General features: G+C 72.5%; 24 protein-coding genes. 12 read left to right on the forward strand and 12 right to left on the reverse strand.

From position 1 onward, the window contains the following. Nucleotides 1–90 precede the first annotated feature (90 nt). The 3 genes from ACFXMG_RS07835 to ACFXMG_RS07845 all read left to right on the forward strand — a co-directional run bounded on the left by ACFXMG_RS07835 (nt 91) and on the right by ACFXMG_RS07845 (nt 2,570). Nucleotides 91–837: a class I SAM-dependent methyltransferase gene (locus tag ACFXMG_RS07835; RefSeq protein WP_383825964.1), complete on the forward strand. Its 747-nt coding sequence runs from the start codon at nt 91–93 to the stop codon at nt 835–837. Continuing rightward, nucleotides 834–1,925, forward strand: a complete 1,092-nt coding sequence (locus ACFXMG_RS07840; RefSeq protein ID WP_383825962.1) for a prenyltransferase — start codon at nt 834–836, stop codon at nt 1,923–1,925. Before ACFXMG_RS07835 ends, ACFXMG_RS07840 begins: the two co-directional genes overlap by 4 nt. A gap of 96 nt (nt 1,926–2,021) precedes the next feature. After that, nucleotides 2,022–2,570, forward strand: a complete 549-nt coding sequence (locus ACFXMG_RS07845) for a hypothetical protein (protein ID WP_383825959.1) — start codon at nt 2,022–2,024, stop codon at nt 2,568–2,570. A gap of 7 nt (nt 2,571–2,577) precedes the next feature. Here ACFXMG_RS07845 and ACFXMG_RS07850 read toward each other — a convergent pair whose 3' ends face one another. Further along, nucleotides 2,578–3,699: an alkene reductase gene (locus tag ACFXMG_RS07850; protein ID WP_383825957.1), complete on the reverse strand. Its 1,122-nt coding sequence runs from the start codon at nt 3,697–3,699 to the stop codon at nt 2,578–2,580. A gap of 68 nt (nt 3,700–3,767) precedes the next feature. On the opposite strand from ACFXMG_RS07850, the gene ACFXMG_RS07855 reads away from it, so the two are divergent. After that, nucleotides 3,768–4,133, forward strand: a complete 366-nt coding sequence (locus ACFXMG_RS07855; RefSeq protein WP_383825954.1) for a MerR family transcriptional regulator — start codon at nt 3,768–3,770, stop codon at nt 4,131–4,133. A gap of 29 nt (nt 4,134–4,162) precedes the next feature. Here ACFXMG_RS07855 and ACFXMG_RS07860 read toward each other — a convergent pair whose 3' ends face one another. The 3 genes from ACFXMG_RS07860 to ACFXMG_RS07870 form a co-directional block, all read right to left on the reverse strand. Further along, a complete protein-coding gene (locus tag ACFXMG_RS07860) occupies nt 4,163–5,173 on the reverse strand; it encodes an LLM class F420-dependent oxidoreductase (RefSeq protein ID WP_383825951.1) in 1,011 nt (336 codons plus the stop codon). A 128-nt stretch (nt 5,174–5,301) separates the two neighbouring features. Further along, nucleotides 5,302–6,147, reverse strand: coding sequence for a DUF5336 domain-containing protein (locus tag ACFXMG_RS07865; RefSeq protein ID WP_383830337.1), 846 nt, complete (start codon nt 6,145–6,147; stop codon nt 5,302–5,304). Between the two features lie 99 nt (nt 6,148–6,246). Next, nucleotides 6,247–7,158 carry an N-acetylmuramoyl-L-alanine amidase gene (locus ACFXMG_RS07870; protein WP_383830340.1) on the reverse strand — a complete coding sequence of 304 codons (912 nt, stop codon included), beginning with the start codon at nt 7,156–7,158 and terminating at the stop codon, nt 6,247–6,249. A 161-nt stretch (nt 7,159–7,319) separates the two neighbouring features. On the opposite strand from ACFXMG_RS07870, the gene ACFXMG_RS07875 reads away from it, so the two are divergent. After that, on the forward strand, nt 7,320–9,344 hold the full coding sequence (locus tag ACFXMG_RS07875; RefSeq protein WP_383830343.1) for a hypothetical protein: 2,025 nt from the start codon (nt 7,320–7,322) through the stop codon (nt 9,342–9,344). On the opposite strand, the gene ACFXMG_RS07880 is transcribed toward ACFXMG_RS07875, so the two are convergent. Next, complete coding sequence (locus ACFXMG_RS07880; RefSeq protein WP_383830346.1) at nt 9,341–9,931, reverse strand: TetR/AcrR family transcriptional regulator; 591 nt, start codon at nt 9,929–9,931, stop codon at nt 9,341–9,343. The genes ACFXMG_RS07875 and ACFXMG_RS07880 overlap by 4 nt on opposite strands. Nucleotides 9,932–10,052: 121 nt before the next feature. On the opposite strand from ACFXMG_RS07880, the gene ACFXMG_RS07885 reads away from it, so the two are divergent. Next, on the forward strand, nt 10,053–10,718 hold the full coding sequence (locus ACFXMG_RS07885) for a dihydrofolate reductase family protein (protein ID WP_383830349.1): 666 nt from the start codon (nt 10,053–10,055) through the stop codon (nt 10,716–10,718). A 34-nt stretch (nt 10,719–10,752) separates the two neighbouring features. Here ACFXMG_RS07885 and ACFXMG_RS07890 read toward each other — a convergent pair whose 3' ends face one another. Beyond that, entirely contained in the window at nt 10,753–11,388 is a 636-nt protein-coding gene (locus tag ACFXMG_RS07890) for a class I SAM-dependent methyltransferase (RefSeq protein ID WP_383830352.1), read from the reverse strand. A gap of 61 nt (nt 11,389–11,449) precedes the next feature. After that, the gene (locus tag ACFXMG_RS07895) at nt 11,450–11,770 is read right to left on the reverse strand and encodes an ATP-binding protein (RefSeq protein ID WP_383830355.1); all 321 of its coding nucleotides are present in this window, start codon (nt 11,768–11,770) and stop codon (nt 11,450–11,452) included. Nucleotides 11,771–11,943: 173 nt separating this feature from the next. Between ACFXMG_RS07895 and ACFXMG_RS07900 the strand changes: the two genes are divergently transcribed. From ACFXMG_RS07900 to ACFXMG_RS07910, 3 genes are read left to right on the forward strand one after another with little or no spacing between them, the layout of a single operon-like run. Further along, on the forward strand, nt 11,944–12,792 hold the full coding sequence (locus ACFXMG_RS07900) for a helix-turn-helix domain-containing protein (protein WP_383830357.1): 849 nt from the start codon (nt 11,944–11,946) through the stop codon (nt 12,790–12,792). Next, nucleotides 12,752–12,961 (forward strand): DUF397 domain-containing protein, encoded by a 210-nt coding sequence (locus ACFXMG_RS07905; protein ID WP_383830360.1) that lies wholly within the window; start codon nt 12,752–12,754, stop codon nt 12,959–12,961. The genes ACFXMG_RS07900 and ACFXMG_RS07905 overlap by 41 nt, the downstream gene beginning before the upstream one ends. A 3-nt stretch (nt 12,962–12,964) precedes the next feature. Further along, entirely contained in the window at nt 12,965–13,387 is a 423-nt protein-coding gene (locus ACFXMG_RS07910) for a hypothetical protein (RefSeq protein WP_383830363.1), read from the forward strand. A 239-nt stretch (nt 13,388–13,626) separates the two neighbouring features. Here ACFXMG_RS07910 and ACFXMG_RS07915 read toward each other — a convergent pair whose 3' ends face one another. Beyond that, nucleotides 13,627–14,250 carry a DUF1349 domain-containing protein gene (locus tag ACFXMG_RS07915; protein ID WP_383830366.1) on the reverse strand — a complete coding sequence of 208 codons (624 nt, stop codon included), beginning with the start codon at nt 14,248–14,250 and terminating at the stop codon, nt 13,627–13,629. 120 nt (nt 14,251–14,370) lie between these two features. Between ACFXMG_RS07915 and ACFXMG_RS07920 the strand changes: the two genes are divergently transcribed. After that, nucleotides 14,371–14,796, forward strand: a complete 426-nt coding sequence (locus ACFXMG_RS07920) for a hypothetical protein (RefSeq protein WP_383830369.1) — start codon at nt 14,371–14,373, stop codon at nt 14,794–14,796. Nucleotides 14,797–14,810: 14 nt separating this feature from the next. On the opposite strand, the gene ACFXMG_RS07925 is transcribed toward ACFXMG_RS07920, so the two are convergent. After that, entirely contained in the window at nt 14,811–15,215 is a 405-nt protein-coding gene (locus ACFXMG_RS07925) for a DUF4259 domain-containing protein (RefSeq protein ID WP_383830371.1), read from the reverse strand. 140 nt (nt 15,216–15,355) lie between these two features. On the opposite strand from ACFXMG_RS07925, the gene ACFXMG_RS07930 reads away from it, so the two are divergent. Next, a complete protein-coding gene (locus ACFXMG_RS07930; protein WP_383830374.1) occupies nt 15,356–16,471 on the forward strand; it encodes a hypothetical protein in 1,116 nt (371 codons plus the stop codon). Nucleotides 16,472–16,643: 172 nt separating this feature from the next. Here the strand turns inward: ACFXMG_RS07930 and ACFXMG_RS07935 are convergent, their stop codons facing one another. The 3 genes from ACFXMG_RS07935 to ACFXMG_RS07945 all read right to left on the reverse strand — a co-directional run bounded on the left by ACFXMG_RS07935 (nt 16,644) and on the right by ACFXMG_RS07945 (nt 19,169). Continuing rightward, nucleotides 16,644–17,429, reverse strand: coding sequence for an ABC transporter permease (locus tag ACFXMG_RS07935; RefSeq protein WP_383830376.1), 786 nt, complete (start codon nt 17,427–17,429; stop codon nt 16,644–16,646). Then, nucleotides 17,426–18,400, reverse strand: coding sequence for an ATP-binding cassette domain-containing protein (locus ACFXMG_RS07940; RefSeq protein WP_384338757.1), 975 nt, complete (start codon nt 18,398–18,400; stop codon nt 17,426–17,428). The genes ACFXMG_RS07935 and ACFXMG_RS07940 overlap by 4 nt, the downstream gene beginning before the upstream one ends. A 97-nt stretch (nt 18,401–18,497) precedes the next feature. Next, nucleotides 18,498–19,169: a DUF4097 family beta strand repeat-containing protein gene (locus ACFXMG_RS07945; protein ID WP_383820328.1), complete on the reverse strand. Its 672-nt coding sequence runs from the start codon at nt 19,167–19,169 to the stop codon at nt 18,498–18,500. 245 nt (nt 19,170–19,414) lie between these two features. On the opposite strand from ACFXMG_RS07945, the gene ACFXMG_RS07950 reads away from it, so the two are divergent. Further along, the gene (locus ACFXMG_RS07950; RefSeq protein ID WP_383820331.1) at nt 19,415–20,173 is read left to right on the forward strand and encodes a MarR family transcriptional regulator; all 759 of its coding nucleotides are present in this window, start codon (nt 19,415–19,417) and stop codon (nt 20,171–20,173) included. Nucleotides 20,174–20,261: the final 88 nt, after the last annotated feature.

Consider the following 20,261-nt stretch of genomic DNA (forward strand, 5'->3'; position numbering starts at 1 on the left):
GGTGCGGCCCGGTGGGCAGGTTGTGCCCACCCGTTCCGCCCAGCGGAACGCCTGCCCACAACCAGACTCCAACCGCGAAAGCAGGGCCTCGTGCTGACCGTCGACTTCACCCGCTTCCCGCTCGCTCCTGGCGACCGTGTGCTCGATCTGGGCTGCGGTGCGGGGCGGCACGCCTTCGAGTGTTACCGGCGTGGCGCCCAGGTCGTGGCGCTGGACCAGAACGGCGAGGAGATCCGCGAGGTCGCCAAGTGGTTCGCCGCCATGAAGGAGGCCGGCGAGGCCCCGGCGGGCGCCACCGCCACCGCGATGGAGGGCGACGCGCTCAACCTGCCGTTCCCCGACGATTCCTTCGACGTCGTCATCATCTCCGAGGTGATGGAGCACATCCCGGACGACAAGGGCGTCCTCGCCGAGATGGTCCGCGTCCTCAAGCCCGGCGGCCGGATCGCCATCACCGTCCCCCGTTACGGCCCCGAGAAGATCTGCTGGACGCTCTCCGACGCGTACCACGAGGTCGAGGGCGGCCACATCCGCATCTACAAGGCCGACGAACTCCTCGCCAAGATCCGCCAGGCCGGCCTCAAGCCGTACGGCACCCACCACGCGCACGCCCTGCACTCGCCGTACTGGTGGCTGAAGTGCGCCTTCGGCGTCGACAACGACAAGGCGCTGCCGGTCAGGGCGTACCACAAGCTCCTGGTCTGGGACATCATGAAGAAGCCCGCCCTGACCCGGGTCGCCGAGCAGCTGCTCAACCCGGTCGTCGGCAAGAGCTTCGTCGCCTACGCGACCAAGCCCCACCTCCCGAAGGCCGACGCCGTGGACGCCGCCAAGTGACCTCTCCCGAGCGGATCGCGGAGCACCTGGTCCTGCCCGGCGTCCTCACCGCCGAGCAGGCCGCCTCCACCGTCGCCGGCATCCTCGCCGCCCAGCGCGAGGACGGCGCCATCCCGTGGTTCCGGGGCCACCACCTCGACCCCTGGGACCACACCGAGGCCGCCATGGCCCTGGACACCGCGGGCGAGCACGAGGCCGCCGCCCGCGCCTACGCCTGGCTCGCCCGGCACCAGAACGGCGACGGCTCCTGGTACGCGGCCTACCAGGACGGCGACCCGGACGACGTCACCGACCGCGGCAAGGAGTCCAACTTCACCGCATACATAGCCGTCGGCGTCTGGCACCACTACCTGTCGACCGGCGACGACGCCTTCCTCGACCGGGTGTGGCCGGTCGTCTACGCGGCGGTCGAGTTCGTCCTCGGGCTCCAGCAGTCCGGCGGCCAGATCGGCTGGAAGCGCGAGCCCGACGGCACCCCCGTCACCGACGCCCTCCTCACCGGCTCCTCCTCCATCCACCACGCCCTGCGCTGCGCCCTCGCCATCGCCGACGCCCGCGAGGAGCCGCAGCCGGACTGGGAGCTCGCGGCCGGGTCCCTGGCCCACGCGATCCGCCGCCACCCCGAGCGCTTCCTCGACAAGTCCCGCTACTCGATGGACTGGTACTACCCGGTCCTCGGCGGCGCCGTCACCGGCGCCGAGGCGAAGGCCCGTATCGACGAGCGCTGGGACGAGTTCGTCGTCCCGGGCCTCGGCGTCCGCTGCGTCGTCCCCAACCCGTGGGTCACCGGCGGCGAGAGCTGCGAACTCGCCCTCGCCCTCTGGGCGACGGGGGAGTCCGACCGGGCCCTCACCGTCCTCCAGGACATCGGCCACCTGCGCGCCCCGAACGGCCTGTACTGGACGGGGTACGTGTACGAGGGCGCCGACGGGCACGAGCCGGCGGTCTGGCCCGAGGAGCAGACCGCCTGGACCGCGGGCTCCCTCCTCCTGGCCGTCGCGGCCCTCGGCGGCGAACAGGCCACCGTCGCCGTCTTCGGCGGCGAGACCCTCCCCACGGGCCTGCCCCCGGACTGCTGCGCGGAGTGACGCACCCGGACGGCGTCGCACGGACGGCGTCGCCCGGATGGCGGGGTGGCGGGGGCGGGGTGAGGCTGGCGGGACCAGTCCCAGGGAGGTTCCGCTGTGCCCAGAAGCCTGACCCGCGGCGTCGTCGCGCTGCTGCTGTCCTGCACGCTGCTGCTCACCACCGCCGCGTGCGGGGCCGACACCACCCAGAGCGTGAGTACGGCCTCCAGCCCCTCGGCGTCGAGCACCTTCGAGCAGCAGAAGCTGGCGAAGACCCGGTTCGTCGCGAACGCCGGACTCGCCGCCGGAGCCGCGTACCAGTGGATCGTGAAGCCGTACAAGGCCGGCAAGTTCAAGAAGGGCGCCGACGGGCGCACCTTCGCCCTCGTCAAGGCGGGCCTCGCCGGCGCGTTCACCTACAACCGGCTCAAGGCCGCGGTGAACAACGCCAAGGGCGACCCGCTCCTGTCCAAGGCCGTCGCCCCGCTCTCCGCGGGCATCGAGTCCCTCAAGGACCTTGGTACGAAGCTCCGCAAGGGCGAGATCGACGCGGCGGGCGTCGGCGGCCTGGAAGGCGTCATCAACGACATCAAGGACGCCGGCAAGTCCGCCGGTGCCGAGGTGGTCGACAAGGTCCCCTCGGCCTCCCAGCTCAGCGGCGGGTGATGCCCTCTCACACGAGGGCGAGGGCGGCGGACTCGGCCAGCGTCGGGTAGTCCGTGTAGCCCTCCGCGTCGCCCGAGTACATCAGGCCCTTCTCCCGCAGCGGGTTGATCGGCCCGCCCGTGCGCAGCCGCTCCACCAGGTCGGGGTTGGCCAGGAACGGGCGGCCCAGCGAGATCAGGTCGGCGCCGGCCGCGAGCAGCCGCTCGGCCGCCCCCTTCCCGCCGTCGGCGGGGAGGGGCCCGCCGAAGCCGAGCACCGGGTTGGCGATCAGCGTGCGCGGCCAGGCCGACCGGATCCACCGGAAGAGCGGCTGCTCCGGGTCGGCGAAGACCACGTGCAGGTAGGCGGGGCCGAGCGCGGCGAGGGCGGGGACGAGCGCCTCGTACAGGGCCTCCGTGTCGCCCTCCTCGATGCCGTTGACCGTGAGCCCCGGCGCGATCCGCACCCCGACCCGCTCGGCGCCGACGGCGTCGACCACGGCCCGGACGACCTCGACGACGAACCGGATCCGGTTCTCGACCGACCCGCCGTACGCGTCCGTGCGCCGGTTCGTGTTCTTCGCCAGGAACTGGTGGAGCAGATACCCGTTGGCGGCGTGCACCTCGACGCCCTCGAAGCCCGCGTCGACGGCCCGGCGCGCGGCGGCGGCGAAGTCGGCGACGGTCTCCCGGATCTCCCCGGCGGTCAGCTCGCGGGGGACGACGCCCTCCCGGTGCCCGCCCGGCGTGTGGATGCCCTCCGGCAGCGCGACCGGCGAGGGGGCGACGGGCACGTGCCCGCTGTTGTCGGGGTGGCCGACCCGGCCGCCGTGCTGGAGCTGGAGGAACATCCGCCCGCCCGCGTCCCGCACCGCGTCGGTGACCCGGCGCCAGCCGGCCACGTGGGCGTCGCTGTGGATGGCGGTGATGTGCGCGTACGTCTGGCCGACCGCGTTCGGCGTGGACGCCTCGGCGATGATCAGGCCCGCGGTGGCCCGCTGGGCGTAGTAGGTGGCCATCAGGTCCCGGGGGACGCCGTCGGCGGTGGCGCGGTTGCGGGTCATGGGCGCCATCACCAGCCGGTTGGGCAGGTCCAGGGAACCGAGGGTGGTGGACTCGAAGAGGCGGGAGGAGACCGGTGCGTTCGTCATGCGGGTACCGTAGGAGTTGACACCAGTGTCAGGTTCAAGTCCTTATCTTCCGGCGGACGGGGTGGCGGATGCGCATCGGTGAACTGGCCGGCCGCAGCGGAGTGAGCGAGCGGTCCCTGCGCTACTACGAGACGCAGGGCCTGCTGCGCTCCGAGCGCACCCCCGGTGGCCAGCGCCGGTACGGCGAGTGGGCGGTGGACCGCGTCATCCGCATCCAGGCCCTGTACGCGGCCGGCCTGAACAGCCGCAAGATCGCCCAGCTGCTGCCCTGCATGCGCGACGCGGACGGCGCGCCCAGCGAGATCGCCACGTCGCAGCTGGTCGACGAGCTGACCGCCGAGCGCACCCGCATCGACACGCTGATCGCCGACCTGACCCGCTCCCGCACCATCCTCGACGAGGTCATCGACCTGGCCTCGGTCGCGACCCGCTGAGCCCTACGAGGCTCGCGACCCGCTGAGCCCTACGAGGAGAGCTCCGCCAGCGTCCGCAGGGTCTCCAGGTCCGGGGCCGTGACCAGGAGGTCCGTCACCGGTCCGGTGCGCCACTCGTCGAGGCGCTCCGCGATCCGGTGCCTCGGGCCCACCAGGGAGATCTCGTCGGCGAAGGCGTCGGGGACGGACAGGACGGCCTCCTCGCGGCGGCCCTCGGCGAAGAGGTCCTGGATGTGGCGCGCCTCGGCCTCGTAGCCCATGCGCGCCATCAGGTCGGCGTGGAAGTTACGGCTCGCGTGCCCCATGCCGCCGATGTAGAAGCCCAGCATCGCCTTCACCGGCAGCAGGCCCTTCGCCACGTCGTCGCAGACCTGGGCGCGCACCATCGGCGCGACCCGGAAGCCCTCGGGGAGGTGCTCCGGCAGGGCGTACACCTCGCGCCGGCGGCGGGGCGACCAGTACAGCGGCAGCCAGCCGTCGGCGATCTCCAGCGTCTGCGCGATGTTCTTCGGGCCCTCGGCGCCCAGCAGGACCGGCAGGTCCGCGCGGAGCGGGTGGGTGATCGGCTTGAGGGGCTTGCCGAGACCGGTGCCGTCCTCGCCCGCGTACGGGAAGGAGTGGTGCCGTCCCGCGAGGGTGACCGGCGCCTCGCGCCGCAGCACCTGCCGGATCACGTCCACGTACTCGCGGGTCGCGGTCAGCGGCGAGCGGGGGAACGGGCGGCCGTACCAGCCCTCCACCACCTGCGGTCCGGAGAGCCCGAGGCCGAGCCGCATCCGGCCGCCGGACAGGTGGTCCAGGGTGAGCGCCTGCATCGCCGTCGCGGTCGGGGTGCGGGCCGCCATCTGCGCCACCGCCGTGCCGAGCCCGATCCGGCTGGTGTGGGCGGCGATCCAGGTGAGGGTGGTGAAGGCGTCCGAGCCCCACGCCTCCGCCGTCCACACCGAGTCGTAGCCCAGCCGCTCCGCCTCGCGCGCGAGCTCCAGGTGGGCGGGGGAGGGGCCGCGGCCCCAGTAGCCGAGCGCGAGTCCCAGGCGCATGACCGGACTCCCTTCTGACGCTCCGTCAGTTCCATGCGGTCCGGGGGACTGTACGACAGCGGCCCCCCGACCGGAAGTGCTTCCGGTCGGGGGGCCGCTGGGTGGATCGGGGAACTCGCCCGCGGGGCTCAGCCGCGCTGGATGCCCGTGGCGTCCTGGAGGACGCCACGGCGCCCGTCCTGCGTCTGCGCGATCAGCGCCTGGCCGCGCTGCTCCACGGCCAGGTACCAGGTGCCGGGGGCCAGTTCGGCGATCTGCGAACCGGAGCCGTCCTCCGCGTACAGCGCGCGGGCGACCGGCACGGCGAACCAGAACGGCGTGAACTCGGAGCCGCCCTGCGCCGGGGCCTGCGGCTCTGGCTGGTGCGGGGCCGGCGGCTGCGGCTGGCCGAAGGGCTGCCCGCCCTGCGACGCGTCGTGCGGGGCCGGGTAGGGCTGCTGGCCCTGCTGGACGCCCGGGTAGCCGTAGCCACCACCGGCGACACCCGGCTGGCCGGGCTGCGCGCCGTACGGCTGCGGGGCCGGCGGACGCGGGGCGCCGACGAGCGGGGCCTTGAGGGCGGGGATCATGGGCGCGGCCACCGCGGCGGCGGCCAGGATGAGCGAGGCGATCAGGCCGAGGATGAGGCCGGCGCCGGAGCTGTCGGACTCGAAGATCCACATGAGCATGGTCCACGCCGAGGCCACCGTGAAGGCGACTCCGACCTGGCCGAGCTCCAGACCCAGGACCTTGCGCGGCTGCGGCAGGCCGTGCGAGAGGACGACGAGCGCCGCTCCGGCGATGCCGAGGAAGAAGGTGCCCCAGCCGAGCTGCGAGAGCTCCCACGAGTTCACGCTGGTGTAGTACTTGCACGCGTCGGGCAGTGCGGGCGTGGGGTCGCAACCTTCGTTGAGGTCGAGGAACGAGGCGATGAACAGCACCACCGCAGCACCGATCAGCACGCCATCGCCTCGGGTGAGGGAGCGGATATTCACGTAAGAATCCTTCGTCGGGTCGTCGTCGCGTCGGGCAGGCGCCGGTTCTTGGCACGGGGGCGGCCCCATCGTACGGAGCGAATCTATCGCTCGCGGGTTCTACCCCTTGAGGTAGGTCACGATGCCGTCGGCGATGCCCTGGGCCGCCTTCTGCCGCCACACCCCGGACGTCAGCAGTGCGGCGTCCTTCGGATCACGCATATTGCCGCATTCGACGAAGACCTTGGGCACTGTTGACAGATTGAGACCTCCGAGATCGGCGCGGACGTCCAACCCGGTGCCACCGCCGAGGTAGTTGGCGGGGGAGGTTCCGGTCGTCCGGGCGAAAGCGGTCACGATGCGCTCCCCGAGGGTGCGCGACGGCGCCACGATGGGAGCGGTGTCGGCGGCCCCCTCCTTCACCCGCGCGGGCACGATCACATGGAACCCGCGGTTCCCCGTCCCGGAGCCGTCCGCGTGCACGGAGACGACGGCGTCGGCCGCCGCCTCGTTCCCGATCTCCGCCCGCTCGTCGATGCAGGGCCCGTACGGCCGGTCCGCGTCGTGCGTCAGAACGACCTCGGCGCCGCGCGCCTCCAGCAGCTTCCGCAGCCGGTGCGAGACGTCGAGCGTGAAGGCGGCCTCCGTGTAGGCGTCCTTCCCCCCGGAGCCGTTCGTCGCGGTCCCGGTGGTGTCGCACTCCTTGTGGGCCGTCCCGATGTCCACCTTCCGCCCGATCTCCCGCACATGCCGGAAGTTCCCCGGATTGTGCCCGGGGTCGATGACGACGGTCCGACCGGCGAGGGAGAGGGGGAGGGGGGTGGGTGTGGCGGTCGGGGCAGGAGCCGTCGGGGTACGGGCCGGGCCGGGCGTCGTGGCCGCGGAGTCCGGCCCCGCGCTGCCCTGAGCGGCCTCGGAGGCCGCACCGCACCCGGCGAGCGCGGCGGAGCAGACGAGAGCCGCGAGGGCGGCGGGCAGACAGCGCTTCACGGGGTTCCCGGGGTTCCTGTGGTTGCTCTGGTGGTACGGCACCCGGAGACTCTAGGCCCTCTTCCGGCCGAAACCGCGGATCGGATGTACCGGCTCGGTCACCGCACCGGCAAACCGGTGGACGCGTGTCCGGGCGGGCGGAAGGGTAGGTGCACGGAGCGGCGTGGAGGTGTCACCGCGCCTGGACCCACGAGGGGGAACCGGTGGGGGAAGAACCGAACGACGCGCGTCCTCAGGACGCGCCGCCCAATCTGCACCTGAACAAGCCCGATCCCACGGACGAACCGACCGACGGACCGGCCGACGGACCGGCCGACAGACCGGCCGACGAGCCCACCGGAACCATCAGATTCAGACCCGCGCGCGGCAGTGGCGAATCCGGTACGGGCTCCGCCGCCTCCGGGGACGGCTCCGGTACGGCCCCCACGGCCACGGGCTCCTTCCGGCTGCCCGCCCCGGCCCCCGCCGACGGCCCGGCCCCCTGGGAGGCCCCGCCCCAGAACAGCGGCTCGCCCGGACCCGCCGGGCCCGCCGACTCCGCCGGACCCGGCTTCGGGCCGCCGGCCGGCGGCTTCGGGCCGCCGTCCGCCGGCTTCGGCGCACCCGCACCCGCACCCACACCCGCACCCGCCACCGCCCCGGGATGGGGAGGAGTGGGGACGATTCCGCCGCCGCCCGCCGCGCCGCCGGGAGGCCGTCCCGGCGGAGGCGGAGGCCAGGGGGAGGCCCGGCCGCTTCAGGCGGTCCTGGTGGCCCTGCTGAACCTGTCCTGCCTCGGGCTCGGCTATGTCCTGCTCCGGCAGTGGATCGGGGCGGCGGTCTGCTGGGTGGCCACCGCCGCGCTGCTGCTGCTCGCGCTGCCCGCGGACGCGGACGGCGTGCCGGTGGGGGTGCTCGTCGGGTACGGCGTCGTCCTGCTGGCCGCCGCGGCCGACGGGGCCCGGCGGGGGCTGCGGGCGCGGCTCGCGGTGGGGGCCACGGCCCGGCGCCTGGCGCTGCCGCTCGCCGTCGTGCTGCTCGCCGTCCCGGCGGGAGGCACCGTCGCGTACGGGGCGGCCCGCGAGGAGGCGCGCGAGGAGGCGTTCCAGCAGTCGCTGCTGGCCCGGCTCGCCACCGCCGACGAGCTGGTGAAGTCCCAGGACGGCATCCGCTTCGACCTCGCCGAGACCGACTACGAGACCGCGCTCGACGCGTACGAGAAGCTGGCGCTCGAACACCCCGGCTCCCGCGCCGCCAAGCTCGTGCCGGAGCGCCTCGACGCGTACTTCGCGGCCGTCTCGACGCCGTACACGGACAAGAGCTACTGCCTGGCGGTCGCGCCGCTCAAGCACCTGCGCGCGCTCCCGGACACCGTGGACGAGGCAGTCCTCGGCGACCGGGCGGCGGCCCTGGACGAGCCGCTGGCGCAGTCGCTGTACGAGTGCGGCGCCGCCGAGCTCGGCCGTGAGGCGACGGAGCCCGCCCACGAGTCCTTCACCGAACTCGCCTCGGTCTTCCCGGAGTCGTCGTACATCGCGAAGGTCGAGAGCCTCGTCGGCGACGGCCTGCGGAAGGCGGCGGCCCCGCTGTCCGACGGCACCGCGTCCGACCCGTGCGCCACCACCGAGAAGGTGCGGACGAAGCGGGCCGACGCCACCAAGCTCAAGGGCTTCTCGCTCGGCGGGCCGGTCGCGGACGCGGACCGGGGCATCCAGAAGGGCGTCTTCGCGTGCGGTACCAAGCAGTTCCGCGACGGGAACTTCTCGGACGCCGAGAGGTCCATGGACCGGTACGCCAAGGACTATCCGAAGAGCCCGCAGACGGCCCACGCCCGCACCATCTCGATCGCCGCGCAGATCGCGGACTACGAGGCGGCGGCCGGGAAGAAGCTGCCGTCGGCGACGGTGCCGGGCGGAGCCCGTATGCCGATGGTGGTCAGCAACGACGGCGACGGCGCCGTCGAACTCCTCTACACCGGCCCGGTCACCGGGAGGGTCACCCTCAAGGCGTGCGGCACGTGCGACAACTACGGCCCCATCCGGGAGGCCGTCGAGCCCGACGCCAAGCCCTGCGGCGGCCCCTCCTCGAAGTACCCGAAGACGACGCTCCAGCTGCCGGCGGGCACGTACTACTTCCTCCAGCGGCGGACCGGCAGCCTGTCGGGGGCGGGCGAGACCAAGGACAGCAAGGCCGTGATCCAGCCGGGCTACACCTACACCAACTGTCTCTACGTCACCTCGCGGTTCTAGGGGAGACCGGCCGCCGGGTGCACGATCCGGTCCACCGCCGCCGCCACCAGCGCGTCCCGCTCCTCCTCCGTGAAGACCTCGGGGAGGGTGAGCTGCTCCACGATCAGCCAGTTCAGGGTGAGCATGAGCAGCTTGACGGCGGTGGCGTCGCCGGGCAGCCCGGACGCCTCGTGGAAGCTCACGTTGGCCTCGACGTCGGCCCGCACCCGCTCGGTCAGGATCGAGCGGAGGGCGGGCCGGCGGGTGGCCTCCAGCCGCAGTTCGAGCAGGGCGAGGTAGCCGGTGCGGAAGGCGGAGACGCGCCCGACCAGCTCGCGCATGATTCCGGTGTACGTCTCCTTGTCCCGGGGCGCGGTCCGGGTCGCCTCCATGGTCGCCTCGTCGGGCTGGAGCCGTTCGTAGACGCGGGCGCCGGCCTGGGTGAGGAGGTCGTCGCGGTTGGCGAAGTAGTTGGAGGCGGTCCCGGTCGGCACCCCGGCCTCGGTGTCCACCGCCCGGAAGGTCAGCCCGCGAGCGCCCTCCCTGGCCAGCACCTCGATCGCCGCGTCCACGAGCACGGCGCGCCGCTCGTCGTTCCGTCTCGCCATCGCGACCACTCCGCTCGTAGTACTACAGCCAAACCCCTTTGCGTAGCGTACGCGCACCCCGCGATGAGTTTTCGCCGCCGGGGGAGTCATGACTCCGGAACATCCGATCGAGGAGGCACTCATGACCGCCGGCCCCCGGCCCCGTACCCAGCTGCTGAAGGTCCAGAACTTCAACGTCTCCGCCGACGGCGTCGCCGCCGGCGAGGACCAGTCCCTGGAGCGCCCCTTCGGCCACGTCGACCCGGCCAGGCTCTTCGCCTGGGCCGGAGCCACCGCGAGCTGGCCCACCCGCACCGACCCCGGCGGCAGCCGCGGGCTCGACGACCACCTCGTCCGCGACTTCCACCACAACATCGGCGCGGAGATCATGGGCCGCAACAAGTTCGGCCCCCAGCGCGGCCCCTGGCAGGACGAGGAGTGGAAGGGCTGGTGGGGCGAGGAGCCGCCGTTCCACACCCCCGTCTTCGTCCTCACCCATCACCTCCGCCCCTCCCTCACCCTCTCCGACACCACCTTCCACTTCCTCGACGCCGACCCGGCGACGGCGCTGGAGCGCGCGAAGGAGGCGGCGGAGGGGAAGGACGTACGCCTCGGCGGCGGCGTCACGACGATCCGCGCGTTCCTGGACGCCGACCTCGTCGACACCCTCCACGTCGTCGTCTCGCCGGTGAAGCTCGGCAGCGGCCTCAAGCTCTGGGAGTCGCCGGAGGAGCTGACCGACCGCTTCCACCTGGACGTCGTCCCCAGCCCGAGCGGGGTCACGCACCACCTCTTCTGGCGCAAGTGACCCGCATCCCGGAAGAGGAGGGGGCGGCCACGGCTCAGGCGGTGGTGCGGCGCAGCACCCGCAGCGAGTCCGTGACCGCGATCTCCTCGAACGCGCCGGACCCGATCGCGCGCAGATAGATCCGGTACGGCGCCTGGCCGCCGTCCGCCGGGTCCGGGAAGACGTCGTGGATGATCAGCAGGCCCCCGGGGGCGACCCTGGGGGCCCAGCCCTCGTAGTCGTTCGTCGCGTGCTCGTCCGTGTGCCCGCCGTCGATGAAGACGAGGCCCAGCTCACCGGCCCATATCCGCGCGACCTGCGGGCTCCGGCCCACCACCGCGATCACGTGGTCCTCCAGGCCCGCCTTCCGCAGCGTCCGCCGGAAGGTCGGCAGCGTGTCCATCGCACCGACCTCCGGGTCCACCACGGTCGGGTCGTGGTACTCCCACCCCGGCTGCTGCTCCTCGCTGCCCCGGTGGTGGTCCACGGTCACCGCGACCGTCCCCGCCCGCCGCGCCGCGTCCGCCAGCAGGATCGTCGACCGCCCGCAGTACGTGCCGACCTCCAGGAGCGGCAGCCCGAGCTTCCCCGCCTCGCCGGCCGCCGCGTACAGCGCCAGGCCCTCCCCGACGGGCATGAAGCCCTTCGCGGCCTCGAAAGCGGCAAGGATCTCGGCACTGGGCTCGGACATCGCGGTCTCCTACTGGCGAGTAGTACGTCGTTACGGGCGCCCATCGTGCCCTACCCGCGCCTCACGCGTCGCACTCGAACCACACCGTCTTCCCGTCCCGCCGCTCCTCCACCCCCCACCGGTCCGTCACGCCCTCCACCAGCACGAGCCCCCGCCCGCCCTCGGCCGTCGGCGCCGGGACCTTCGCGTGGAGCGACCCCGGCACCCCGTCCGCCACCTCCACCCGCAGCCCGTGCGGCTCCCGCAGGAACAGCACCGAGCACCGGCGCCCCGGCACGTGCCGCACGACGTTCGCGACCAGCTCGGTCAGCGCCAGCTCGGCGGAATCGGACATCTGGTCGAGTCCCCAACGCATGAGGAACATGTGCAGGATGCGGCGCATGTGGCGAGCGGAGTGCTCACCCACGGTGAACCCCATCCGATAGCTCGCCTCAAGTGCCGCGGGATGCAAGTCCGTTGCTTGATTCATGCCACCAGAGTGGCCCCGCTTCGTTACGCTCGGCTACGGACTGAACGCAACGCCACGGTGCGTACGCTTTGGGGGGTGACCTCGTCATGGTCAACATCCGCAGCCTCGATCCCAGCGCCTCGCCGCTGGACTACTTCGGCTACGAGCTCCGCCGCCTGAGAGAGGAGGCGGGCCTCAGCCAGTCGCAGCTCGGCGACATCCTCTTCTGCACCGGCTCGCTGGTCGGCCAGATCGAGACGGCGAGAAAGGTCCCGACCAGGGAGTTCTCGGAGCGGCTCGATGCCGCGCTGATGACGGGCGGGTCCTTCTCGCGGCTGATCGGCCTGGTGCTGCGGAGTCAACTGCCGTCGTGGTTCAGGCCGTACGCGGAGATGGAGGGCAAGGCGACGTACCTGTCCTCCTTCCAGGCGCAGCTGGTGCATGGCCTGCTCCAGACGGAGAGCTACGCGCGGGCCGTCCTGGGCGCCAGGTTCGAGAGAGACCTCGATGGGCTCGTCGCCGCCCGGATCGATCGTCAGCAGATTCTGGAGCGTGAGAACCCACCACTGCTCTGGATCGTCATGGGCGAGACGGTGCTGCGCCAGGAAACCGGCGGGCGGGAGGTGATGCGGGATCAACTGGCCCACCTGTTGGAGATGCAGGAGCGTGAGTGGGTGAAGATCCAGATGCTCCCGTTCACCGTCGGCGCTCACGGAGGACAGATGGGCTCCTTCACCCTCCTCCGCTTCGACGACGACCCTGATCTCGTCTACACCGAGGACTTCGTGCAGGGGCATATGACCGTGGATTCAGCCGCGTTCAAGGACGGGTCGCTCCGTTACGATCAGCTCCGAGCGGCCGCTCTCTCGGTGGAGGACTCGACCGCGCTGATCACCCGCGTCATGGAGGAGCACTATGGAGACCAACCGGAACCTGGCGGGAGCGCGCTGGCGTAAGTCCTCGTACAGCGGCGACACCGGCGGCGAGTGCATCGAGGTCGCCGACCTCGTCGCTCACGTGGCCGTGCGTGACTCCAAGAGGCCCGAAGGGCCCGCCTTCCTCGCCAGCCCCGCCGCCTTCACGGCGTTCGTGAGCGCCGCGGCCGAGGGGCGCGTCGGGCACTGACCCGTGGCGGCCCTCGTCGGGATCGTGATCCTCGCCCTCGTCCTGCCGACGTGGGCGGGGATCACGTACGTGGGGCTCGTACGGGCGCGGCGGGAGCTCGGCGGACTGCCGGCCCCGCCCCGCCCGCGGCGTACGCCCGCGAAGAAGGCCGCGTGGATCGCCGTGCTCGCCTTCCTCCTCGGCGGGGCGCTGCACGTGTACGGGCTCTCCTACATGCCGTTCCTCCAGCCGGAGGACGCATGCTGGTTCAAGGCGGGGTACATGGTGGTGCCCGACTCCAGCAGCGCGCTGCCCGTGAGCCTGGTCTGCGCGGGGGAGGAGATCGTCCCGGTGTGGGTGAACCCGGGACTGCTGCTCCTCGCGGTGACCGCCGTCGGCGCGACGGTCGCGTCGGTGGCGCTCGCGGTCAGGAACCGCCGCCGGTAGGGGAGAGGCGGAAGGTCCGGGTGTCGACCGTGTAGCGGATCGGGTGGGCCGCGCTCGGCACCGCGACGGGTCGTGGCGGCGAGGGGTCGCACCCCGCTCGCCGCGCAGCTCGGCGACGACCCGGCCGTCGGCGAGGTCGAGGAGGTACGCCGGGCCGAGGAAGCCCCACGCCGACCACGCCCCCCGCCGTGGACGGCGAACCCACCGCGCCGGGCGGGGGCTCGCCGGGGGCGACGCCGTCAGCGGCCGTCGAAGAGGTGGGCCAGGGGGGTGGGGGTGAGGCGGAGGGTGTCGAACTCGGCCCGGCAGCCGTCTCCGACGGGCGACTGCGCTCCGATGCCGACGCGCGGGGCGGGGAGGGTGGCGGTGTCGCCGAGGGTGAACTGCCGTACCAGGCTCCAGAGATGGCCGTCCTCGGAGGAGTGGAAGGCGAACCGCTCGCCGGTCCTGCTGATCCGCAGCCACAGGGCGTCCGTCGTGACGGGCCCGGCGACGGCGTCGTCCGAACGGCCCCGGGTCACGACGGAGTAGACGCCCGGCGTCCCGTCGGGCGCCCGCTCGAACGTCAGCTTCGCCCAGTGGTCGTCGTCCGCCAGCACCAGCAGCGCACCGGCGTCCCAGGCGTCCCGGAACCCGACGCGCATCCGGGCCGACAACTGCCAGTCGCCCTCCGGCGGGACGGTCAGCGCGAGCGCGGCGTCCTGGCGCCGGCCCCCGTCCAGCGGGTCGGTGAAGAGATCGGTGCGGGCGGCGGCGGTGACGGCCAGGACGTCACCCTCCAGGGACCAGGAGGCGGGCGCGGTGACCCACTCCATGTCCAGGGGCAGCGGCAGCGGGAGACCGGGGGAGGCTTCGGCGTTCATCCCGCCATGATCACGCGCCCGCCGCCCTCGGAGCCGTACCACCGGCCGAGGATCCAACAACCCGCACGGAAGTCCAAGAGGCGGCCCACCGCCGCCTGCGCTTGTGGAAGCATCCCCGGGATGAGCAGCCCCGACTTCGACCTGCCTCCCCTCGCCCCGCCGGAGACCCTCGCCGCGTGGGACGACCTCGCCGACCGCGTCTGCCGCGAACTGACGCGCGCCGGACTGCCCGCCCATCGGGGCGACCGCGAGGGCGGCCCGCTGGCCCGGCCCGGCGCGGACGTCCATGTGGACCGCCTCGCGGACGGCGGGGGCGGGGTGTACGTGGACTGGGCGACGGACGACGAACTGAGGTCGGCGGCGGTCGACATCCTGGAGCGGGGCTTCGACTTCGCGGACCCGCCGCCCCTCATCCGCCACCACGCCACCGTCCACCGGCACATGCGGGACGCCCTGACCGGGATCCTCGCCTCGGCCGGCTTCGAGGTGGCGGAACCGGACCCCCACACGTACGGAAGCGCGGTGCACGTGAAGGCCCTCCGCTGAAGCCGGACCGAGAGTCAGGCCCCCGCCAGCACGCCCCGCAGCGCCCGTACCCCCGCCTTCCACTCCTCGCCGTCCGACTCCTCCCACAGTTCCAGGAGTTCGGACGGCTCGGCGAGCACCCGGTCCAGCGCGGCGACGGCCTCGGCCCGCAGCTCCCGAGGCAGGACGCCCAGCGGCTTCTTCGGCCCGTACGAGGTCGTGACCGGCTCCCCGCCAGGGCACTGCGCCGCCACCAGCGCGGCGGACGCGATCGCCTCCACCGACAGATCGGCGTCCAGGTACTCCTCCCCGGTCCCGGTCACCTCCCGGAAGGCCGCGCGCAGCACGTCCGCCTTCTTCCCCTCGGCGGCCTCGTCCACGCGATACGAGAAGTCCGCCGCGGTGTCGTTGTCGAACGGTCCGATGTCCCAGGTCCCCATGGCGCGCACGCCCCTTCACGATCGTCTCTCGGGCTCTCGTGGCTATCGTGGCACCGCCCACTGACAGTGCGAGGAGGAGCGGCGTGAGGAGCGAGAGGGAGCGGGGACCCTTAGGCGGGCGCGCCCTACGGGTACGGCGCGTGCTGCGACGGCGGGGCGTGCGGAACGTCGTCGTCGCGGGGCTGGCCGGGGTCCTGCTGGGCAGTGTCCTGACCGCCTGGGGGACCGGGGCGCTCGACCGGGAGGCGAAGGCGGCGCCGTGCTGGGGCGCTCTCGGCGACGAGACGCTCAAGGGTCTCTTCGACGGCGCCCGGCTCCACGTCGAGGAGCAGCGGCTGATGCAGGGCCGGAGGGAAGCGACACTCGGCGCCTGCCGGATCACCGAACAGGGGAAGTACTTCTACGAGGACCAGCTCACCGTCCGGGTCCACCGGCTCGACGGTCTGCGCGGGACGGACGCCCACGACTGGCCCGCCGAGTTCCTCAACCCCTTCATGACCCCGCTCGGGAAGGACCTCCCGGGCATGGCCTCCACCACGCGCGCGTGGCTGGCGCTCTCCCCCCGCTGCACAGGTGAACTCCACGGTGACGGCCCGGTGGTCGTCGACCTGGCCATGGGCCCGGCCAACTCCGACGAGGACAGGGCAGGGAAGGACGGCGGCGACGCCCGGCGGACCGCGATGGGCCGTGCCGTCGTCGAGACGGCGGCGACCGTGCTCCGGTCCCTGGGCTGCTCCGCCACCCTCCCGGCCCCGCCCGCGACACTCGGCGACACCGTCGAGGAGGACCGCGCGGCCGGCGAACCGCTGTGCGGCGTCGAGGGGCTCCACCTGCCCGCGTCGTACGCGAAGAAGCCGCCGCCCGGCGGTGGGGTGCCCTTCGACCGGCACCGCAAGAGCGGCGACGACGCCCTGATCCGGGTGTGCGACGCGGGTCAGGGCTACGGTCCCCGGCTGCGGCTGACCACCGTCACCCACCCGGGCCTTGTGAACCTCTTCATGACGAGCGCCCTGAGGGGCGGTGCAGAGGTCACCGACGGCGAGGACAAGGGCTTCGGCTCCGTGAACGCCAACCGGGCCGCCTACAAGGCCGACTGCCCCTCCGGAGAAGTGATCTTCCTGGTGGAGCAGTCCGACAACATCCAGGGCCACCCCTACGACCTCACCACCGCCCTCCTCCCCGGCTACGTCGCCGCGGAGGCGAAGCGCGTCGGCTGCGACCCGCTGCGGATCCGCGTCGGCGCGACGGAGGACTGAGGCTCACTCGCCCCGCACGCGCGCGTGGAGGTGCAGGTCGTGCGCCCCGTCGTCATGGACGGCGGAGCGGTGCTTCGGGGGAATGCCGGAGGGGCGGCGTGCTCCGGGTTGATCTCGGAGTGCGCCGCCCCGGGGGGTGGGAGGTGGGTGCCGGGTCGGGCCGGCGCCTTGGTTACTTCGGGTCCTTGTTGAAGGTCTTCGTCGACCAGATGTAGCCGAGGACGGCCAGGCCGACGCACCAGGCGACGGCGAGCCAGCCGTTGTGGCCGATCTCGGTGCCGAGGAGGAGGCCGCGGAGGGTCTCGATGGCGGGGGTGAAGGGCTGGTACTCGGCGATCGGCTGGAACCAGCCGGGCATCTGGGCGATCGGGACGAACGCGCTGGAGATCAGGGGGAGGAAGATCAGCGGGAGGGCGTTGTTGGAGGCGGCCTCCGCGTTGGGGCTGATCAGGCCCATGCCGACCGCGATCCAGGTCATCGCCAGGGCGAAGAGGACCAGGAGGCCGAAGGCGGCCAGCCACTCCAGTGCCGTGGCGTCCGTCGAGCGGAAGCCGATCGCCACGCCCACCGCGCCGACGAGGACGACGCTGGCGACGGACTGGAGGACGCTGCCGACGACGTGCCCGACGAGGACCGACGGGCGGTGGATCGCCATCGTCCGGAAGCGGGCGATGATGCCCTCGCTCATGTCGTTGGAGACGGAGACCGCCGTACCGATCACGGTGGAGCCGATCGTCATCAGCAGCAGACCCGGCACGAGGTAGGCGACGTACGCCGAGCGGTCCGCGCCGCCCATGCCCGCGCTCATCACGTCTCCGAAGATGTAGACGAAGAGCAGGAGCAGCATCACCGGGGTGAGCAGCAGGTTGAGGGTGAGGGAGGGGTAGCGGCGGGCGTGCAGGAGGTTGCGGCGGAGCATCGTGGACGAGTCGCGGACGGCGAGGGACAGGGTGCTCATCGGACAGCCTCCTTCGGCTGGGCGGGGACGGTGGTGGTGGCGGAGGTGGCGGGCGTGGCGGTGAGGGCGAAGAAGACGTCGTCGAGGTCCGGCGTGTGGACGGTGAGTTCGTCCGCCTCGATGCCGGCCGTGTCGAGCCGGTCGAGCAGCGCGCGCAGCGCCCGCTGACTGCCGTCGTTCGCGATCTGGAGCGTCAGCGCCTCGTCGTCCCGCGCCGCCTCGCGCAGCGCGTCGGAGGCGCTGCGATGGGCGTCGGGGTCGGTGAAGCGGAGGCGGACGTGGCCGCCGGGGATCTGGCGCTTGAGGGCGTCGGCGGTGCCTTCGGCGACGATCTTTCCGCCGTTGAGGACGGCGATGCGGTCGGCGAGTTCGTCGGCTTCTTCGAGGTACTGGGTGGTGAGGAAGACGGTGACGCCGTCGGCGACGAGTTCGCGGATGATCTGCCACATGTTGTGGCGGGAGCGGGGGTCGAGGCCGGTGGTGGGTTCGTCGAGGAAGATGATGCGGGGGTTGCCGACGAGGGTCATGGCGATGTCGAGGCGGCGTTTCATGCCGCCGGAGTAGGTGGAGGCGGGCTTGTTGGCCGCCTCCACGAGGTCGAAGCGGGCGAGGAGTTCGGCGGCGACCTTGCGGCCTTCCTGCTGGGGGAGGTGGTGGAGGTCGGCCATGAGGAGCATGTTCTCCTCGCCGGTGATGAGGCCGTCGACGGCGGAGAACTGTCCGGTGACGCCGATGGCGGCGCGGACCTTGTGGGCGTCGGTGGCCAGGTCGTGGCCGGCGACGGCCGCCTGCCCGTCGTCGGCGGTCACGAGGGTGGAGAGGATCTTCACGGCGGTGGTCTTGCCCGCGCCGTTCGGACCGAGCAGGGCGAAGACGGAGCCGGCCGGGATGTGGAAGTCGATGCCGTCGAGGACGACCTTGTCGCCGTACGACTTGCGCAGACCGTTCGCCGTGATGGCGGGGTTCGTCATGACGGGTGCTCCTCGTCGGTGGTTGTGGTTGTGGCTGTGGCTGTGGCTGTGGCTGTGGTTGTGGCTGTGGTTGTCGTGTGCGGAGGCCGGTGCGCGGTCAGTTGCTGTGGGCGGTGATGTCGCCGAGGGCGGTGGTGGCGCGGATGGTGAGCTCGGCGCCGGTGCCCGCCGCGTTCTGGAGGGTGTTGCTGATGCGGCCGAGGGTGGTGCCGGCGTCGAGGGTGGCGGAGGTGCCGCGGGCGGCGCCGACCGCGATGGAGCCGGCCTGGGTGGAGAGGACGACGGTTCCGGCGACGGCCTCGGCGATCTTCAGGTCGCCGCGGGCGGTGGAGAGTTCGGCGTTCCCGGCGAGGCGGCCGATGCTGATGTCGCCGTCCTGGAGGGTGAGGCGGACGGCGGCGGCCTCGTCGAGCTTGACCGGGCCCTGGGCGGCCTCGTAGGTGACGTCACCGAGGCGTCCGACGCCGCGCAGGTCCGCGGCGGCGGCCTTGGCCTGGACGGAGGAGCCGGTGGGGAGCTGGACGGTGATCTCGACGGAGCCGGTCTGGCCGAAGATCTGGTTCTTGGCCTCGGGGGCGGTGATCCGCAGGACGCCGTCGGTGAAGCTGACGGCGGTCTCCTCGGCGGCCTTGACGTCGCGGCTCTTGGTGGGGTTCGCGGGGCGGACCTCGACGGTGGCGTCGGCGCGGTCGGCGGCGATGAAGCGGAGGTGGCCGGCGGGGAGGGCGACGACGGTGGCGATCGGGGCGGTGGTGGCGAAGGTCTGCATGGTGACTGCTCCTCTGGAGTGCTTGTCGGCGTTTCCGACATGAGAAAAGCTACGTTGCTTTCCAAGGTGTGGCAACGTCTTCGTTGCATAGGAATGTTGTTTTCGCAGGTCAGAGAAGAGATTTCGTTGCAATAGAATCGAAATTGATGCAACGGCATATGCCATCACGTTGCAATGACAGGCGAGTGAACGCTATGCTGACCGCGTCATCACGCACGCATGCGACGAGGGAAAGGGAGTTCGCGATGCCGGGAGGCCGACTCACCCAGCAGGAACGTCAGCAGATCGCGCTGGGGCTGGGCGTCGGGCTCGCCTACGCGGAGATCGCCAGGCGGCTCGAGCGCCCCACCTCCACCGTCACGCGCGAGGTGATGCGCAACGGCGGCCCCACCGCCTACCGCCCCGACCTCGCCCACCGCGCCACCGAGGGGCGCGCCCGCAGGCGGCGGCCCGGCGGCGACACCCCGGCGGCCACGCGCGGGGACGGGCGCGACGCGGCGGCCGTGCGCGACTACGAGGAGGCGTTCGCCACCGTCTTCATCCAGGGCGGTCTGCCCCGCATGACGGCCCGCGTCCTCGCCGCCCTCTACGCCACCGACGCGGGCAGCCTCACCGCCGGTGAACTCGGCGAGCGGCTCCAGGTCAGCGCGGGCTCCATCTCCAAGGCCATCGCCTTCCTGGAGAGTCAGAGCCTCATCCGGCGCGAGCGCGACGACCGGCGCCGCGAGCGGTACATCGTCGACGACGAGCTCTGGTACCAGTCGATGATCGCCTCCGCCAGGGCCAACGAGCAGATGGTCGAGATCGCCCGCCGGGGCGTCGCCGTCCTCGGCCCCGGCACCCCGGCCGCCACCCGCCTGGAGAACGTCGCCCGCTTCATGGACTTCGTCGGTGAGGAGATCATCCGCTCGGCCGAACAGGCCCGCGCGATCCTGCTGTCGAAGCCGGCGGCCCCGGCGTCGCCTTCGGAGGGAGCGGGCGAGGGGGTGGACGAGGAGGGGTGACCGCCTGCGGGGCGCGGGATCCGCTGCGTATCCGAGCCTGGACTCGAACCCGTACCCGAACCCGTACCCGAACCGTACCCGAACCCGT

Origin of the sequence: Streptomyces sp. NPDC059201, from assembly GCF_042754585.1 — a bacterium.
In the GTDB taxonomy this organism is placed as follows: domain Bacteria; phylum Actinomycetota; class Actinomycetes; order Streptomycetales; family Streptomycetaceae; genus Streptomyces.

Excerpts from the sequence above, each read along its gene's own strand:
- ACFXMG_RS07850 (WP_383825957.1), bottom strand. The coding sequence starts at position 3,699 with ATGACGAACGCACCGGTCTCCTCCCGCCTCTTCGAGTCCACCACCCTC.
- ACFXMG_RS07855 (WP_383825954.1), top strand. The coding sequence starts at position 3,768 with ATGCGCATCGGTGAACTGGCCGGCCGCAGCGGAGTGAGCGAGCGGTCC.
- ACFXMG_RS07860 (WP_383825951.1), bottom strand. The coding sequence starts at position 5,173 with ATGCGCCTGGGACTCGCGCTCGGCTACTGGGGCCGCGGCCCCTCCCCC.
- ACFXMG_RS07880 (WP_383830346.1), bottom strand. The coding sequence starts at position 9,931 with ATGGCGAGACGGAACGACGAGCGGCGCGCCGTGCTCGTGGACGCGGCG.
- ACFXMG_RS07885 (WP_383830349.1), top strand. The coding sequence starts at position 10,053 with ATGACCGCCGGCCCCCGGCCCCGTACCCAGCTGCTGAAGGTCCAGAAC.
- ACFXMG_RS07890 (WP_383830352.1), bottom strand. The coding sequence starts at position 11,388 with ATGTCCGAGCCCAGTGCCGAGATCCTTGCCGCTTTCGAGGCCGCGAAG.
- ACFXMG_RS07895 (WP_383830355.1), bottom strand. The coding sequence starts at position 11,770 with ATGCGCCGCATCCTGCACATGTTCCTCATGCGTTGGGGACTCGACCAG.
- ACFXMG_RS07900 (WP_383830357.1), top strand. The coding sequence starts at position 11,944 with ATGGTCAACATCCGCAGCCTCGATCCCAGCGCCTCGCCGCTGGACTAC.
- ACFXMG_RS07905 (WP_383830360.1), top strand. The coding sequence starts at position 12,752 with ATGGAGACCAACCGGAACCTGGCGGGAGCGCGCTGGCGTAAGTCCTCG.
- ACFXMG_RS07915 (WP_383830366.1), bottom strand. The coding sequence starts at position 14,250 with ATGAACGCCGAAGCCTCCCCCGGTCTCCCGCTGCCGCTGCCCCTGGAC.
- ACFXMG_RS07920 (WP_383830369.1), top strand. The coding sequence starts at position 14,371 with ATGAGCAGCCCCGACTTCGACCTGCCTCCCCTCGCCCCGCCGGAGACC.
- ACFXMG_RS07925 (WP_383830371.1), bottom strand. The coding sequence starts at position 15,215 with ATGGGGACCTGGGACATCGGACCGTTCGACAACGACACCGCGGCGGAC.
- ACFXMG_RS07935 (WP_383830376.1), bottom strand. The coding sequence starts at position 17,429 with ATGAGCACCCTGTCCCTCGCCGTCCGCGACTCGTCCACGATGCTCCGC.
- ACFXMG_RS07940 (WP_384338757.1), bottom strand. The coding sequence starts at position 18,400 with ATGACGAACCCCGCCATCACGGCGAACGGTCTGCGCAAGTCGTACGGC.
- ACFXMG_RS07945 (WP_383820328.1), bottom strand. The coding sequence starts at position 19,169 with ATGCAGACCTTCGCCACCACCGCCCCGATCGCCACCGTCGTCGCCCTC.
- ACFXMG_RS07950 (WP_383820331.1), top strand. The coding sequence starts at position 19,415 with ATGCCGGGAGGCCGACTCACCCAGCAGGAACGTCAGCAGATCGCGCTG.